Source organism: Streptomyces sp. NPDC059567 (assembly GCF_042735655.1).
In the GTDB taxonomy this organism is placed as follows: Bacteria; Actinomycetota; Actinomycetes; order Streptomycetales; family Streptomycetaceae; genus Streptomyces.
Genome location: NZ_JBHWBS010000066.1, coordinates 26,704 through 42,953, shown reverse-complemented (window position 1 = coordinate 42,953; position 16,250 = coordinate 26,704). Strand labels below are relative to the sequence as shown.

At 68.3% G+C, this 16,250-nt stretch carries 12 protein-coding genes and 1 pseudogene; 4 read left to right on the top strand and 9 right to left on the bottom strand.

Annotated elements, in window-relative coordinates; translation table 11 throughout:
* The first annotated feature begins 336 nt into the window (after positions 1–336).
* Complete coding sequence (locus ACFVZW_RS25450) at positions 337–531, top strand: hypothetical protein (protein ID WP_384525441.1); 195 nt, start codon at positions 337–339, stop codon at positions 529–531.
* A gap of 24 nt (positions 532–555) precedes the next feature.
* Here the strand turns inward: ACFVZW_RS25450 and ACFVZW_RS25445 are convergent, their stop codons facing one another.
* From ACFVZW_RS25445 to ACFVZW_RS25430, 4 genes are all read right to left on the bottom strand, one after another.
* On the bottom strand, positions 556–1,791 hold the full coding sequence (locus ACFVZW_RS25445) for a PP2C family protein-serine/threonine phosphatase (RefSeq protein ID WP_384525438.1): 1,236 nt from the start codon (positions 1,789–1,791) through the stop codon (positions 556–558).
* 102 nt (positions 1,792–1,893) lie between these two features.
* Positions 1,894–2,889, bottom strand: a complete 996-nt coding sequence (locus tag ACFVZW_RS25440) for an Acg family FMN-binding oxidoreductase (protein WP_384525435.1) — start codon at positions 2,887–2,889, stop codon at positions 1,894–1,896.
* 339 nt (positions 2,890–3,228) lie between these two features.
* Positions 3,229–3,582 carry a PRC-barrel domain-containing protein gene (locus tag ACFVZW_RS25435; protein WP_384525432.1) on the bottom strand — a complete coding sequence of 118 codons (354 nt, stop codon included), beginning with the start codon at positions 3,580–3,582 and terminating at the stop codon, positions 3,229–3,231.
* Between the two features lie 433 nt (positions 3,583–4,015).
* Complete coding sequence (locus tag ACFVZW_RS25430) at positions 4,016–4,477, bottom strand: DUF4279 domain-containing protein (RefSeq protein WP_384525429.1); 462 nt, start codon at positions 4,475–4,477, stop codon at positions 4,016–4,018.
* A 207-nt stretch (positions 4,478–4,684) separates the two neighbouring features.
* Here ACFVZW_RS25430 and ACFVZW_RS25425 point away from each other — a divergent pair.
* Positions 4,685–5,551, top strand: a pseudogene (locus tag ACFVZW_RS25425) (IS5 family transposase).
* Here the strand turns inward: ACFVZW_RS25425 and ACFVZW_RS25420 are convergent.
* From ACFVZW_RS25420 to ACFVZW_RS25405, 4 genes are all read right to left on the bottom strand, one after another.
* A complete protein-coding gene (locus ACFVZW_RS25420) occupies positions 5,535–6,170 on the bottom strand; it encodes an HAD family hydrolase (RefSeq protein WP_384525425.1) in 636 nt (211 codons plus the stop codon). The pseudogene ACFVZW_RS25425 and the gene ACFVZW_RS25420 overlap by 17 nt on opposite strands.
* 764 nt (positions 6,171–6,934) lie before the next feature.
* Positions 6,935–8,317 (bottom strand): cytochrome P450, encoded by a 1,383-nt coding sequence (locus tag ACFVZW_RS25415; RefSeq protein WP_384525422.1) that lies wholly within the window; start codon positions 8,315–8,317, stop codon positions 6,935–6,937.
* A 169-nt stretch (positions 8,318–8,486) separates the two neighbouring features.
* A complete protein-coding gene (gene shc, locus ACFVZW_RS25410) occupies positions 8,487–10,481 on the bottom strand; it encodes a squalene--hopene cyclase (protein WP_384525419.1) in 1,995 nt (664 codons plus the stop codon).
* A gap of 131 nt (positions 10,482–10,612) precedes the next feature.
* Positions 10,613–11,125, bottom strand: a complete 513-nt coding sequence (locus ACFVZW_RS25405) for a Tn3 family transposase (protein WP_384525416.1) — start codon at positions 11,123–11,125, stop codon at positions 10,613–10,615.
* Positions 11,126–11,496: 371 nt separating this feature from the next.
* Here ACFVZW_RS25405 and ACFVZW_RS25400 point away from each other — a divergent pair, with 371 nt between their 5' ends.
* Positions 11,497–12,039: a hypothetical protein gene (locus tag ACFVZW_RS25400; protein WP_384525413.1), complete on the top strand. Its 543-nt coding sequence runs from the start codon at positions 11,497–11,499 to the stop codon at positions 12,037–12,039.
* Positions 12,040–12,123: 84 nt separating this feature from the next.
* Positions 12,124–13,620 carry a PQQ-binding-like beta-propeller repeat protein gene (locus ACFVZW_RS25395; protein WP_384525411.1) on the top strand — a complete coding sequence of 499 codons (1,497 nt, stop codon included), beginning with the start codon at positions 12,124–12,126 and terminating at the stop codon, positions 13,618–13,620.
* A 512-nt stretch (positions 13,621–14,132) separates the two neighbouring features.
* Here the strand turns inward: ACFVZW_RS25395 and ACFVZW_RS25390 are convergent.
* The gene (locus ACFVZW_RS25390; protein WP_384525408.1) at positions 14,133–16,190 is read right to left on the bottom strand and encodes a protein kinase; all 2,058 of its coding nucleotides are present in this window, start codon (positions 16,188–16,190) and stop codon (positions 14,133–14,135) included.
* Positions 16,191–16,250: the final 60 nt, after the last annotated feature.

Sequence of the window (16,250 nt, the reverse complement as noted above, 5' to 3'; positions counted from 1 at the left end):
GCTCGAAGTCCGGCTCGACGCCGTCCGCGACGAGGCCGACGAGCTGCGCCGCGCCCGCGCGGCCGCGCCCGCAGCCACGAGCTCCCCGGCCACCCCTGCTGAGCAGGCAAGCTGTGTACGAGGGGTCGAGCTCGCGCAGTCGGCAGACGCACAAACCTTCCCTCGCCGTGAACGCTGTGCGCCGATGGCTTCCGACCGACCGACTGCCCAGTTGGAGCTGAGCTCCTCGGCCGAAGTCCCCGGTGAGGAAGGGCCTTTGGCGAGATACACGTCTTGACCCGCGATCTCACTTGATCCAGTGAGGGTTGCGGAGCGTGTGGCGGGTAGCGGGCGGGAATGGTGGATTCCGTTGAGCCGGGTGAGCCGGTTGCGCCTCTTGAGTTACGCCAGGTGATAGAGGCGATCGTATCGGCGGTGCGGGATGGCGACAACGCCCGCGTGGAGGTGCTGCTCGATCATTTCGCTCGCGTTGCGGATGCCGGGGCGATGTTCACTCTGCGACAGCGGCTGCATCAGGACCTTCGGGAGTGACCCGGGCGGCCAAGGCACGAGCCGTCATAGGTGCACGATGATCAGGGCGATGTCGTCGCGGGCGCCGCCGGCCACGCCGAGTTGGGCCAGCAGGGCGTCGGCGACGCGGTCGGGGCTCATGCGGGCGTGACGGGCGAGGGCGTCGGTGAGGCGGTGGAGGCCGGCGTCGATGTCCTGGTCGCGGCGTTCGATGAGCCCATCCGTGTAAAGGACGAGGATGTCACCGGGGGTATAGGGCAGGGTGGCCTGGGGGCGGGGGACATGTTCGGGGCGGGCGCCCAGCGGGGGATCGGTGGCCTGGTCCAGCAGGTCGCAGGTGCCGTCGGGGTGCACCAGGACGGGTGGCGGGTGTCCGGCGCTGCTGTAGGCGATCCGCTGCTGGCGGGTGTCGATCACGGCCTGGACGGCGGTGGTGGCCAGCGCGCCTTCGACCGATCGGGCGTACAGGCCGAGGACCTCCAGAGACTTGGCCGGCTCGGTCAGGGCCCGGACGGCGGCGCTCAGCGCGCTGCGGAGCATGCCCATGACGGCGGCGGCCTCCAGGCCGTGGCCGACGACGTCGCCGACCGCGACACCGAACGAGCCGTCGGCGAGATCCACGACGTCGTACCAGTCGCCGCACACGTTCAGTGACCCGACCGCGGGAAGATAGCGCACCGCGACATTCCGGTGCCGGTCCAGGTCGGGCGAGTGCAGCATGGCCTCCTGCAAGGCGACGGCGACCTGCCGCTCTCGGGCATGCGCGTGGCGCAGTTCCTCGTTCAGCCGCTGCAGCTCCCGCGCCCGTGCATACAGCTCGGCCTCCATCACCTCTCGTCTGCCCAGCGGTCCGCCTGCCGGGCGGGCCGGGCGGGAGCGGACGAATTCGGTCACGTCCTCCACTCGGTGGATGATCCACGCCACCTGCCCGTCCGGCCCGAGCACGGGGGTGTTGATCGGCGACCACCACCGCTCCTCGAACACTCCAGGCCGGGAAGCGACGGGGATGTCGTACTTCTGCACCGCCATCGTGTCCGGCTGCTTCGACTGCAGGGCCCGGTGCAGCGAGGCGCCCAGATTCCGCACCCCATCGGCGGTAGCGTCCGCCGGATTGTCCGGGAAGGCATCAAAGATGTACTGGCCGACCAGGTCCGACCTGCTCCGGCCAGTGGCATGCAGGTACGCGTCGTTGACGTCGACGATCACCAGGTCAGGGCCCAGCACCAGATAGGGGCTGGGCGTGGCCGCGAACAACGCCCTGTAGTCAATGCTCGGTCCCACGGGCTTCCCCTCACTTCCGCTGCTCGGGCTCCTGTCGAAACGGTCCCGGGAATAGACATGCCATGTGGTGACGGTGAGCAGGACGGCGACTCGCCGACGCCGTCACTCGATGCTGAGGACTTCGCCCACGGGCCTGCGAGGTGTTGCCGCGCCCTGGGGGCCGTAGCCGAGACGGAACACCATGTGGACGAAGCCGATCGCGGAACTCGGGTCGCGTACGGAGGACCGGAGCTCGGGCCATTCGAGGGGCTGCGACATCAGCGAGGTTGCGAGACCGTCGAGGATGGCCTGCAGGAGCATGCGCTGCATGGCTTGCCCTGCGCGTAGCCAGTCCGCCGGAGTGTCGTTCACCGTGCCGAGCAGCGCGATGTGCGGGTGCTTCTCGAAGACTGCTACGGCGCGGTCGGGGACCCGGCGGGTGGGGTCGAAGTCCCGCACGGGGGAGTCCACGCCGTACTGCCGTGGACCGAGGGCGTCCGCCGGGATGCCTTGGTCGTCAGGTCCCTCATCGGTCCTGCCAGTGCGTGTCCAGGTGGCGATCTCCTCGCGCACTGCCTCGTCAGCGGCCTCGAGGAGCTCGGCGTCGTGCACGACTTCCATCACGGCGCTGGCGTGCCAGGCGCCCGGAGTAATCAGTCTGCAGCCTTCCAGGAGAGCGGCGGAGCAAAGCCCGTCGAGTATCGGCTTGGGAATCTGTTCGTCGGAGAAGGGGAAGCGGCTGGTGTGACGCCGCCGTACCGCGGGATGGAGGTCCGCGAGGTCACGTTCCGAGGGCTCGGGAGCGGGCTCGTCGAGCATGGTGTCGGCCAGGAACCACGGGTCCTCTGGGGCGGGAAACAGCCGAACGGTGGCGGCCCGCCCGCTGTGGGCGGCGGCCACGCGCAGGTTGAACGGGGCTGCGCCACATCCGAGGTGCAGTGCACGGTGGTCGGGGTCGCCGTATGGCAGCGTGCGGTCGGGGTCACCGTACATCGCGATGGAGCGGCTGCCGGTGCGGTGGACGAACTTCCAGGGCTGTGCGTTGTGCATCGAGGGCGCCAACACAGCGTCCTCGACCAGCGACGTCACGACCGCCGCATCAAATTCTGTGGTGGACACGACTCCGTCCTGTCTGTGAGGGACCGCCGCCGGTGCGAACTGGAACAGCGATCGCGGCCGTGGGAGAAGGAGAGGGCATCGCGAGATCGGCGTCTCCGCCTGGGGTTGCCGAGCGCTTGCCCGAGCCGAAGGACACCGACGAGCTCGGCGTCGGCGGACCACTTCGTCGCCCGCCGGGCGGGAAATCACCGATTGGAAGGTCAAAGGAGGCCATGGGCACGTGGGACATGTGCACCCCCGGCGTTCGGACGGCTCTTCGCGCCCCTCTTTGCATTGTCGCAGTGCTGACCTGGCGTGACCGTGCCAGCCGCAGTGCTTCGGCCTGAACCAGGGTCAGTGCTACATGTGTGGCTGCCGGTAGTAGCGGGCGAACTGCTCCAGGTAGCTGGGATTGCCGGTGTGCTTCATCTCGTCGAACTCGGGGGCGTCCTTGATCTGGTCCTTCGTCCGGTCGACGTAGACCGTCTCCTCGGTGTTGTCGATCAACTTGATCGTTCCGGCAGGAAGCAGAACATGCTTGCCGAAGATCCATACTCCGGTGTCGACGACGAGATAGGAGGCGCCGACCTCCTCGGAATGCTTGCTGATCTTTCCGATGGCGCCGTCGGTGGCCTCGACCTTGTAGCCGATGAGGTCGGTCCCCTGCTGGTATCCCGCGGCGGGTTGGTAGAACCAGATATTGGATTCGCTCACAGTTTTGCCTTGGGGGGTGAGAAGTGACAGTTCGTTGAGAATCTGCCGGGCTTCACCAGAGGCGAAACGGAAGTGCGGAAGTCCCACCCGGCTGCCTGCCCTTCCATCGAGTAGCCGGGTCGAGACCCCGTGGTCCTCTTCGGCAAGGAAGGATTCCCTGGCCGCAGATGCGGTCCCGCCACGGCGGGGCTGTGGGTGACCTCTGAGCGACCCATCGACGGGCACATCGGCGAGGTGGTGGCGGTTGTGGTGGGTGGCCACTCAGAGGCGGTCACGCTGCATGACACCACGTTCGGCCGACCTGCTGTTCGTCTCCGGCCGTTGGGGTGTCGTCCTGGGGATCCGCCGGGACCTCGGGCCAGCGCCACCGAGCTGGTCCCGCCCCCTGTCGGTGTACACACCCATCTGCACAGGGCGGTACAAGTGAACGTGCTCAGCCCGTCAGGTCGTACTCGTCGACGTCCAGGAAGGCTCCAGTGGCGGCGAGGAAGTCCAGCACCTCTTGATGGAGGGACCAGCCGAAGAGGTTTGGCTTCTCCTCGGTGCGCAAGTGGCTGTCCTTGCTGGGTTCGTCTGCCTCTCTGAAGTAGCGCACTACCTGAAGCTTTGCGGCTCTTCCCGCCCCAGGTTCTTCACCCAGCCGCCTCGCAAGACCGGCGATGCGGTCCGTGTGCGGCCGGAGCCGGTCCAGCACATGGGCGATCTGCTCATCGACGCGCAGACCTGGCTCCCGACACACGACCTTCCATCGGTGGCACACAGGTATCGCAGGCTGGACGATGCGGCTTCCGCGCACCTTCGTCTCATCGGGCTGGATACCCAGCAGTGTCGTCATCTCCTGCGCGGTAGTGCGCTCACTGGACAGAGCGAAGTAGACGTACTGATCAAGAGGCATCCCGGAAGAGTATCCGTGCACATTTCCCTGGCCCGCGCTGAGCTCATTCACGTGTACGCCGACACCCCCAGGAATCCGGCCCGTGACAGCCGTTCCCATCGGCACCCTCGACCTGCGCCGCTGCCGACCCTGTCGGCCACGCCTGCGTCCTGGTCGCGACATTCCCCGCCCAGGACAGCCCGCCCGCGCCTGCAACAACCCTGACCTCTGACTTTGGGCGAGGAGCAGCGCGTGGCCCGGCTGGAGCCGCTGTTGCCCAGGGGCAAGAAGCCGGGGCGCCGCCGATACGGACCAGGCGGCAGCTGATAGACGGCATACGGTTCCGTACCCACACCGGTGTGCCGTGGCGGAATGTTCCCGAGTTACGGGCCATGGACCCGGGTGTACGACCTGTTCCGTCGCTGGCAGCGGGACGGCACCTGGCGGCGGATCCTCGCCCAGCTCCCGGCCCAAGCCGAGGTCAAGGAACTCATCACCTGGGACATCAACGTCGACTCCACCGTCTGCCGGGCCCACCAGCACGCCGCCGGGGCGAGGAAAACGGGGACCTGCAGGCCGAGCCGCCCGGCGGCGTCGTCACCGAGCCGGACGACCACGGCCTCGGACGCTCGCGCGGCGGTCTGACCACCAAGCTGCACCTGGCCGTCGAGCAGGGGCAGAAACCCATGGCGATCGTGATCACCGCTGGGCAGCGCGGCGACTCCCCGCAGTTCGAGCCGGTCCTGAACAAGATCCGCGTCGCCCGCATGGGTTCGGGGCCGGCCGCGGACCCGGCCCGACCGGGTGCGCGCCGGCAAGGCATACGCCTCCCGGAAGAACCGCTCCTACCTGCGCAGACGCGGCATCCGCTGCACCATCCCGAACAAGGCCGACCAAGCCCGCAACCGAAAGAAGCTCGGCTCCCGCGGCGGCCGTCCTCCGAAGTTCGACCCCGAGGACTACAAGGCCCGGCACGCGGTCGAGTGCGGCATCAATCGCCTCAAAAGGAACCGCGCCGTGGCCACGAGGTGCGACAAGCTCGCCGTCCGCTACGAGGCAACCGTCCTCATCGCGGCCATCAACGAGTGGCTGTGACCAGGCGGCTCAAAACGGGAAGCACACTTCGCAGGTCGTCGTCATCCACCGTGTCTGTCGCTACTGCCCGCGCACCCGCCGAGGCATTGAATGCCACGCTCAACCCGACAGATGCAAACAGCGGCAGGTCGGATCGGCTGTCTCCGACAGCTCCGCATGAGTGGGGGGCCAGCCCCAGCTCTTGCGCCTGCGCAAGGGCGAAGTCTCGTTTGTCATGCTCGTCGAAGTGGCGGGCCACACGTCCCGTGAACCGGCGATCGGTGATCTCCAGCCGAGGTCCGCTGAACGAATGGAAGCCGAAGCGGTCGGCCAGGTAGCTGCCGACCGGGGACCAGGCCAAGGTAGCCAGCACAGGAACCAGCCCGTTCCGTCGGCACCAGGCCACAGTCTCCGCAATGCCCAAGACCAAAGGAAGCCCGTCGAGCCAGCCAGAGATCCGCTTTACGGGCACGCCTGCCCAGCCCGCCGCATCCAGCTCGGAGACTTGCCAATTGTCCAGGGCGCCAGAGGCGTAGTCGTCCTCGGCCTTGGCCAACTCGTCCCGATGGCCAAGGAAGTCGGCCAGGAAGACCGACGAACTGGTCCCCGGGACGAGAGTGCCGTCGACATCGAAGAACACAGCGCCTACGTGATCAGATGAGTACACCGGCCAAGGATGCCACCGTCACGCGAAACACCTGGTCAAGGCGATCCTACGTACTTCCGATACACGCCCTAACGAGCTGCTCCGGGTCGCCCCTTGCCCTGGTCACCAATCAGGGGATTCCTGCTCACCAGCTCCCATCTGCGGTGATCTGGCCTGCGAGGCGGCGCAGGTCGGCCGCGTTACGGCGGGCCCAGGTGGCGGTGCTCCGTTCGGCGGCCCTGGCCTGACGGGTGGCCGTTACGCTCCCGCTGCGCTGTACGCCGATGACGGGCGTGAGCCGAATGTCGTGGTCACACCGGGTTCAATGCCGTTGTCGCCGCCCGGGTCACCGATGGGAGAGGCCGACTTCGAGCAGGGCAACGCGGGCCTGGTCGCCAGAAACCCGCCACGGGATGATCTTGGGGCGCTGAGCGCCTCGCCGGTCACCCGTTGCCCAACCGCCCCCGGCGCCGCTCTCCCAGGCTGCCCGGGCCGCACGGAACAAAGCCCGGCGGCACAAAGGCCCTGACCGCTCGGGGAGATCAAGACCTTCGTATGCTCGGGGGGAGCTGACGCGGCCCCGACGCCAGAGCGCGGAATCGGGGGCCGCGGACTGCACCGGCCCAACGGGGGTGTCCAAACCGAACATGCGTCGACCCGAACCAACGGGAACAGCAGCCGAAGGACACCGCCAGCCTCTCCGAACCTGCTTCAGAGAGCATGATCAATCTCGGCCGTACTTCCTGAGCCTCGACTACTCACACCCGTAGCACGCCGGGCCGGTCAGCGGGAAGTGCTCGCAAGGTGGCCCGCAGTGGTGTGGCTGGCTGGAGCTGCAGGCCGGCCGAGGGAGTCACCTCGCCTGGGTCAACGTCGATGTGAAATCGCTGGGCCAGTGCCGCGATCGCCAATGTTGCCTCGACCAGGGCGAACCGGGCGCCGAGACAGCTGCGCGTGCCGCCTCCGAACGGAAACCAGGCGTGTTGAGGCAACGCGTGTAGGGGGTCGGTGTCCCAGCGTTCAGGCCGGAAGGCCGTGGGGTCGGGGAACCAGCGGGGGTCTCGATGGGTGACCCACGGACTGCACCAGACCATGGTTCCGGCCGGAACCGGTCTCCCTCCGAGGACAGCGCCGTCCCGCGCCACTCGGGGAGGGACCATCCAGCCGGGCGGATAGAGCCGCAGCGCTTCCTTGACGATTTGTTGGGTCCAGGTCAGCTGCTCATAGTCGTCAATGGTCGGCGGACGTCCCACCAGTACGCGGTCGAGCTCCGCGGTGAGCCGTTCCCGGGCGCAGGGGGATGCCGACAGGAGGTACCAGGACCACGTCAGCGCGCTGGACGTGGTCTCGTGGCCGGCGAACCACAGGGTCACCGCTTCGTCCCGCACCCCCCTGGGGGTGAGCGGCCGGCCTTCCTCGTCCCGCGCTGTGAGGAGTCTGCTCAACAGATCGCTGCCTTCGCCGGCCACGCCCTGAGCGGCTTGCCGGGCGCGGATGAGGCGATCGATCTCGGTATCGAGCGCCGCGACGGCGTGAAGCAGACGTCGCCGGGCGGGCGTGCGCGCCCAAGGCGGCAGGAAGAGCCCGATGCCCCGCAGTTCGGCGCCGATCTCCCGCCCGGCCACTGCCATCGCGTCGCCGAGTGCTCGGGCCTGGTCCCCGACGTCGTTGCCGAACAGGGTACGCACGACGATCCGCTGCGTGAGCAGAGACATCTCCCGCAGCACATCGATCCGGCTCCCGTCCTGCCAGCGGTCCGTAAGCGCCACAGCGCTGTCGACCATCGTCGTGGCGTAGGCGCGTACCTGTCGGGGGCGGACGGCCGGCTGGACGAGGGCTCGTTTGCGGCGCCAGTCAGCTCCGTTGCTGCGGGCGACGCCGTCGCCGAGCAACTGCCTGAATCCCCAGCCGGTATCCGATGTCTTGTAGCACCGTTCGTCGGCCTCGAGCAGCTGTGCGATGTGCTCGGGGTGCGAAAGGGAGATGATCCGCATCGGGCCGAGCGACCACGTCACCACGTCACCGAAGTCGTCGCGCAGACGCTCCAGGAACGCCAACGGGTCTCGGCCGAAAGCGGGCAGGTTACCCAGCAGCGGCAGTCCACGCGGGCCGGCGACAGGAAGATACGGAGCAGTGGGCACTCTCAGCCAACGAGCCGACTCCCGAACGGTTGCGACCAGGAGACGACAGGTCCGCCCTCCCCCCTGCAGCGCGGTCAGATCGCCCACGGCATCCCGCTCAGCCCCACCGCATACGCGGCCGGCGCCAACGGGCACGAGGTCGCGTCGTCTGATCTCTCCCCAGCGTCGATCACCCCTGCCGTGCCGACGGGAGGCCCACGGTCGCGTCAAAGGGGTGCCCCAGCCCGCTCTTGTGCAGGTAGCGGCCGAGCGCCATGAGAGGAAAGACCTGGCGGTAGAGGTGGTATTTCATCGAGCAGTCCCAGGGGAAACCGGTGCCCGTAAAGTATGGCTCGTCCCACGTGCCGTCTTCGCGCTGCGTCTGGGCGAGCCAACCGATTCCCTGCTCGACGCTCTCGCTCTGCCGCTCGCCGGCCGCCAGCAGGGCAAGCAGCGCCCACGCAGTCTGCGAAGCGGTGGATGTGCCACGCCCGGCCCACCGTTCGTCCCGGTAGGCGCGCGGGTCTTCACCCCAGCCCCCGTCGTCGTTCTGCGAGGACGACAGCCAGGTAACGGCGCGCCGGATTGCGGGGTGCGCTGTGGGCAGCCCCGCAGCCATCAGCGCGGGGACCACCGAGCCTGTTCCGTAGACGTAGTTGACCCCCCAGCGTCCGAACCAGGCGCCGGACGCCTCCTGCTCGGTCAGGAGCCATTCGACACCGCGCCGGGTGCGCGGGTCAGCGAAGTGGCCTGTGAGGGCGAGCATTTCCACAATGTGGGCGGTGACGTCGGCGGACGGGGGGTCGGTGACCTCACCGAAGTCGCAGAACGGCAGCCGACGGACGATTGAGCTGGTGTTGTCGGCGTCGAAGGCGCCCCAGCCACCGTTCTTGGACTGCATGCCCAGGCTCCAGCGCACGCCACGCCCGATCGCCGCGTCGACCCGTACCGGGTCGGGGTGCTCGACGCGTCGCAGAGCGAGGATGACTTCGGCGGTGTCGTCGAGGTCCGGGTTGTTGTCATTGTGGAACTGAAAGGCCCAGCCGCCCGGTTCGAGGCCGGGCCTGCGGACGGCCCAGTCTCCGGGCTCACGGTGCTGTTTTCCGAGCATCCAATCAGCGGCTTTGACCAGGGCCGGGTGGTCGGGGCGCACGCCCGTGTCGGCGAGAGCGCTGACAGCCAGACTCGTGTCCCACACCGGCGACTGACTGACTTCGATCATGCGGGAGCCGTCTTCGCGCCAGACGGCAAAGGCGTCCAGCGATGCCAGGCCCGCGCGCACGACCGGATGGTCCAGCTCATAGCCGAGCAGGCACAGGGCCACCAACGAGTATGTGGCATCCACCTGGATACCGCCCCAACAGCCGTCGTCCTCCTGCCGCTCGACAATCCATCGTTCCGCCCTGTTCATGGCGGCTTCACGCAGCCGACGCGGTGCCACCTTGTGATATGCGTGCAGCACCCTGTCCAGGCGCAGGAAGAAGCCTTCCCACCCTCTCGCGGGAGGACGCTCTCTGGTGGGGCCAGGCACGCCCGCCTCGGAATGCAGCTCGTCAAGGCCGAACGGTGCGGGCTGTACGGGGCGCTTCGCGGAGACGACGGTGAGCGGCACGATGGCCTGCCTGGCCCAGCAAGCGAAGCGGTAGATATTGAACGGGAACCACCGAGGCATGAAGATCATTTCGGGTGGGAGCGTCGGCAGGTCCTCCCACTTCCACCAGCCGAACAGCGCGAGCCAGATACGGGTGAAGACCCGGCCGGCAGCGAGGCCGCCTTGCGCGCGAATCCACGCGGCCGCTTTGGCCATGTGCGGCTCGCCGGGAGCATCTCCGGCAAGCCGCAGGGCTACATACGCCTCGATGGTGGTGGAGAGATCACCCGGCCCCCCATGGAAGGTGGACCAGGTGCCGTCCTCTCGTTGCTCACCGCGAATGAAGAGGCAGGCGGCTTGAGTGGTCTTCTCATCCAGGATCCCGAGGAACTGCCGGAGCAGCAGGTCTTCGGCGTCACTCGTCACACTGCACTCCAGGTCGCCCTTCCACCAGCCCTCCGCATGTTGGCGGGACAGCAGATCCCGAACGGCCAGCGAGGCCGCTCGTTCAGCCAACCGTCGTGCTGTCGGACGAATGTCGGCGGCATCGGTCCCAGTGTCCGCCTTGTGCGGAGCGCGGCCGGATAGGCGCATCGGGTAGGTCCTCGCAGTCGGTGCAGACCAGGAGCGGCTGCTCCTGGTGCTCTCACCGCTCCAACGACGCGAAGCAGATCCCGGCTACGTCGCGCAGATCACTACTCCAAACGTCCTTCCGGCCCGCATCCTCACGCCAGACACCGAGTCCTAGCGAGCCGCCGAGGCACCAAGATCATCCCGTAGCGGGCTTCTGGCGCATCTGGGTCATGGCCGCTGATCGGTCGGCGGTGTCCGCCGGTGTGCGGGGCCGGGGCACGGCAGCAGCGGGCCCCAGGTCCAGGCGCTTGCCCATGTCCAGGCGGAAGGTGCCGTACGGGTTGACGTTGGACCAGAACAGCGCGGTCAGGCCGCGCCGGTCCTCGTCGCTGAGCTTTCTTCGCCCGCTCCGGCTCGGCCAGGACCTGCCGCACCAGCAGGGTGTTGACGTGGACGAGCGCGGACTGGAGCAGGCGCAGGGCGAGCATCGAGGTCTCGGCGTGCTCCTTGTCCGGGCCAGTCAGGGCGCCGTCCTTGCCGTAGTGGAGCACGGTGTTCGCCGGGTTCCAGTTCTCGACCACCTGGGGGCCTCCGCGGGTGAAGCGCCGCAGGACCTGCTCGGCCACCGCCGCGCCGAGCCGGAGCGCGTTGGCGTACTTGACCATGAGTTGTGTTCTCCATGGGCACGGCCGGGAGTTCCCGCTCCCGGCCGTACGGTCCTGCGTGTGCCGCGACTCGATGGAGCGCATCATCTTCTCCATCGATGTGATCGAGGCGCGGGCCTGTGTCAGCTCCTCCAGCGTCCGCCGGTGCAGCTCGGGGATTCACGCTCCGGTCAGAGTCGATTCGAGATCGGCATCACTGCTGAGGGGGAAGGTGCCGCGCCGGGCTGTGCAACTGGATTCATTGGGATTTCACTGGCCTTGCAGTGGCTCAGGGCAGAGTTGGCGACGTAGTACCGGGGCTGTGTTGCAAGGCTTCGCTGGGACCCGGCGCATGCAAAGTGCCGGGCCGGACCTCACCCACAGGGAACACCTTGAAGATCCGATCGAAGCACACTGCCCTGATCGCCCTTGCCGCTATCGTCCTCACCTCCTGCGCCTCCGAACAGGAGCTCCCGTATGGCGGGAAGGCCACCAGCGAAGATCTCGAAGTGACCGTCCTGAGGGTGGAGCAGGGTAGTGCCGACGACCTGTCGGAACTGCAGAACCCCGATCGGTATGCCAGCCGGACGCCGTACTACGTCCACTACCGCGTCACCAAGGCTGCAGACGGGGCTGCCAAGTGGCCCGACCTCGACGTTGTGGGCGATGAGGGGCGACTCACGTATCTGAGCATCGGGCCCGGATTCCCTTCCTCAACCATTGACGCGGACGGCAACGTCACCATGGAGGCGGCACCAGAGTTCAAGGCGTGCACCGTCGATGACACAGACAAGAAGGATTTCGACAGCGCCCCGAAGGGCGAGAGTTACGAATCGTGCGGCGTCTACCTCACCGATGAGGGCGGGACGGGTCCGACCCAAGTCGAGTGGCTGCCTGACTCCGGCAAGGGCCACCCGATCGCCGTCTGGAAGTAACGCGGCCGCTCGCATCGTCGTAGGGGGAACCGGATGTCGCAGTCACACGAGCCCTGGTACAGGCATCGCCCGCCGGCTTGGCCTGTGCCGGACAATCCGTACGCGCCCGAGGGCTACGGCCCGCCGCCGCCCCGCCCGCGCCGTCGGCGGTGGCCGGTGGTCGCCGTGGCCCTCGCCCTGCTGCTGCTCGCCGGCGGCTTGTATGCCGTCGGCGAGCGCTCGGGACCGGACCGTGCGGGATCGAACAGCGCCGGGCAGGACGGTGCCGGTTCGGCGAGCGGCGCCCCGTCGGCCACGGCGCCGCCGAAGACGAGTGCCCGCCCCACCCCGTCGCCCACCCGCATCCCCACCACCGCGGAGATCGCGCAGCGCCGCATGGCCGGCGAGGCGAGCGCCTGGATCGTCGACGACCGCACCGACCTGCCCCGCCGGAACATTCCGACCGAGGACCTCTGGATCGTCGGAGACACCGTCGTCCAGGCCGTCTACGAGAGGGTCGTCGCCCACCGGCTCAGCGACGGCGCTCAGCTGTGGAACGTTGACCTCCCGACCCCCGTCTGCGAGACCCCGGTCAACGCGACCCCCGACGGCAAGGTCGTCATCGTCCTGCAGAACGTCGAGGCCTGGACCGGGACCCGGTGCAACCAGCTCCAGATGATCGACCTGCGCACCGGAAAGGCGGGCTGGCACAAGAAGCTGACCGAGACCGGCGCGGGGGACAACACGATCATCGTGGACAGCGCGATCAGCGGTGGCACCGTCGCGATCGTCCAGAGCATGAAGGCCGCGGGGTACAGCGTCGCCGACGGGAAGAAGCTGTACGACATCCCCATGGAGAACCCCGGGAAGTGCTACCCCGGCAGGGTGGCCGGCGGCACCCGACTCCTGGTACTCGCCGACTGCGCGATCACCTCACTGGAGAAGGCGTACGACCAGGTCCGGGAGATCGACCCTGCCTCGGGCAAGGTCCGCTGGCGCTACCGGACGGAGCCGGGCCGCAGAGTCGGCCAGGTGCTCTCCGTCGCACCGGCCGTGATCACCACCGCGCATCGGGAGAGCCACGCCGAGGACTGGCGGGTCGTCGCCCTCGGACCTGACGGCAAGGTCCGCAGGACCATCGACCCCCGGGCGAAGGGGTTCAAGCACTGCGGCGACTCCGTGGATACCAGAGCCAACGCCCAGTCGTGCCGGGAGGCCGTTGTCGGCGGGGGCCTCGTGCTCCTGGGCGGCACCGACCGCGTCGGCGCCTACGACCTCGGCACTGGGAAACTGGTCTGGGGCGTGAAGGACGAGGGGACCTCGTACGGCTACTACCCCCTTCGCGTCGGCCCGGGCAGGACGGGGGTCGTCTACCAGGTGGGCACGAGTGCCAAGCCCGGGCGGGTCTTCCGGGTCGGTCCCGGCGGCGTGGACACGATCAAGGACGTGCTGCGGCTCCCCGCCTCCACCTCGAGGCTCGAGTTCGGGATGGGGGTCGTCGGCGAGAACGCCTACGTGGGTGACCGGCTGGTGATCGCGCCCGCCGGCCTGACCGGCGACGACGCCCGGCACGAGCCCCGCATGCTCTCCTTCGCTCCCTGACCTTGACGCGTTCGGCTTGGGTGGGCGTGCCGACGTTGTCGATGACCCGCTGGATCACCCGACGTATGCAGTTGATCTCTCGCCCGTGGTGCGCCCCCCGCCGCCGTAGCGGGCGTGGGCGGCGGTGCTCTGCAGAGCACCGCCGCTGAGCACCTGTGCGTAGGAAGAATCGTCAGATCCTGGGCCCGGTCAACGGCATGATGGTCATGGACGAGCATGCGAGCTCACCGATGGACTGGTCGGGGTGGTGGAAGGGGAGGGGCTTGTGATGGAGCCGGGTCGCACCTGTTCGGGAACACGACCACCGGATTCCCGGCGGCTCGTCCTTGAGCTCCGACGGCGTGTGGGTCTGGGAGGATTCGATCTACTGCCTCGCCGGTCAGACACTGGCCATCCCCACTGATTTCGTTGACTATGCGTCAGTCAACGACTACATGCCGCCAGCGGTTGTCGAGGACGACACCTACTACGTCGCAGTGCTCCTCTACTTCTGAGTCCGATTCCCGGCTACGTCAGGGCATCTGCCAGAGCAGGACCGAGGTCTTGGCTTCAGGGGTGATCGCCATGCTGAGGCCGATCGCCACGGTCTTGCCGTCCGGGCTGACGGCCACCGCCTCGACCTGGTTGGGGCACTCGTAGCTGCCGACTTCTTTCCCCGCGACCGTGTCCCATACGTTGACGGTCGTGCCGGCGCCGCTGACCAGGAGGCGTCCCTCCGGATGGAACGCGAGGGCTGTGGCCCAGTCCTTGAGCCGGATGACCTCCGAGCGGGATTCGGTGTTCCACAGCACGATACGGCCGCCGTTGTTCCCGTAGGCGAGGAGGCTCCCGTCCGGGCTGAACACGGCGACCTTGGCGTTGCTGCTGCCCTTGACCGTGCCGGTGACCTTGCCCGCGGGGGTCAGGGTCTCCAGGGAGTTCCCACCGCTGACCAGCATCTCACCGTCGCCGCGGAACGCCACGGGGCCGCCGGGTTCGTTCGTGGAGAGGCTCGTGTGCTTGCCGGACGGCAGCTCCCAGAGATGCAGGCTCTCCCCGGTGCTCGCGGCCAGCCTCTTACCGTCCGTGCTGATCGCCAGGCCCGTGGGCCAGCCCTCCTGGCTCGTGCCGCTCTCGGTGGACAGCGTGAACGTGTGCACAATCTTGCCGGTGGTCGTGTCCCAGATGCGGACCCTGCCCTCCTCCGCTCTGACCAGGAAGCTGAGATCCCGACTGAACACCACTTCCTGCCGGTACCTTTGGGCGCCGATGTGGACCGGGTCGCCTGCCCCGGTGCTCGGATTCCAGCGCCAGATGGTGCTCTGGTCGGCGCCGTACAGCTGCTGGCCATCCTTGCTGAAGGCGAGCGTCCGCCCGCCTTCGAGGCCCTTGAGGGGAATGACCTCTTGGGTTTCGTCCGGCTTCGAAGTGCCCGGCAGGGGGGCGGGCTTGTCACCGGCGTCGGAGGAGCCGCCTGCCTTGTCGTCGTTGCGCAGAAGAATCGGCACCCCGACCGTCGCGGCGGCTGCCGCCGTGCCGAGCCCGGCGAACAGGAGCGCACGCCGCGACAGCCCGCCCGGGCGGGTCCTGTCGCCCGCATCCTTGGTGGTGCTCACCGGCCCGAACTCCGGTGGCGGAGTACGGGGGGCTGCGGTGACGGTCGGTGACTGGGTCACCTGTGGGGGCACGGCAGCCGTGGGCGCATCCGCTAGAGGCATGGGGATACGAGGGTCTACCGGGCCGGCTCCAACCGGCCGCGGCCCCACAGCCCAACCCCCGCCTGCGGCTGCACGCGTTGCGAAAAGCCCGGGCAGCTCATCGACGGCCGGCCGCGCCTCGGCGGCCTTGGCCAGGCACGCGGCGAGCAGCTCCCGCAGCGCACCGTCGTCGATGCCGTCGAGCGCGGGCGCCTCGTCCAGGATGCGCTGGACGATTTCGATCAGCGTGGGCGCGTCGAACGGCCCGCGCCCTGTTGCGGCGAACGCGAGTACCGAGCCGAGCGAGAACACATCGCTCGCCGTTCCCGCCCGGTCGGCGCGGATCTGCTCCGGCGACATGTACGAGTAGGTTCCGATGACGGTGCCCGTCGCGGTGAGCGAGCTGGCGTCCACGGCGCGGGCGATACCGAAGTCGATGACGCGCGGCCCGTCGTCGGCGATGATCACGTTGCCCGGTTTCAAGTCCCGGTGCACAAGGCCGCACTTGTGGATCGCGCCGAGCCCTTCAGCGAGCCCCGCACCGAGCCGCCGCACGGCAGTGGCATCCAGCGGTCCGCCCTTGGCGACGACTTCATACAGCGTCGGTCCCGGGATGAACGCCGTGACCAGCCACGGGGACGCGGCCCCGGGATCGGCGTCGACCACCTGCGCGGTGTGGAAGCCGCCCACCCGCCGCGCCGCTTCCACCTCGCGGGCGAACCGCTCCCGGAACTGCGGGGTCGCCGAGAGCTCTTGCTTGATCAGCTTGACCGCGACCTTCCGGCCACCCGGCGACGTGCCGAGAAAGACCGATCCCATACCTCCCTCCCCGAGCCGTCCGTCCAAGCGGTAGGGGCCGACCCACTGCGGATCGTCGGGCCTGAGTGCGTCCATGTGTTCCGTCCGGTGCGAGGAAGATCAGAGGGGGGCAGAGGGAGGCGGTGGCTTGAGTGG

Excerpts from the sequence above, each read along its gene's own strand:
- ACFVZW_RS25450 (WP_384525441.1), top strand. The coding sequence starts at position 337 with ATGGTGGATTCCGTTGAGCCGGGTGAGCCGGTTGCGCCTCTTGAGTTA.
- ACFVZW_RS25430 (WP_384525429.1), bottom strand. The coding sequence starts at position 4,477 with ATGCCTCTTGATCAGTACGTCTACTTCGCTCTGTCCAGTGAGCGCACT.
- shc (WP_384525419.1), bottom strand. The coding sequence starts at position 10,481 with ATGCGCCTATCCGGCCGCGCTCCGCACAAGGCGGACACTGGGACCGAT.
- ACFVZW_RS25405 (WP_384525416.1), bottom strand. The coding sequence starts at position 11,125 with ATGGTCAAGTACGCCAACGCGCTCCGGCTCGGCGCGGCGGTGGCCGAG.
- ACFVZW_RS25390 (WP_384525408.1), bottom strand. The coding sequence starts at position 16,190 with ATGGACGCACTCAGGCCCGACGATCCGCAGTGGGTCGGCCCCTACCGC.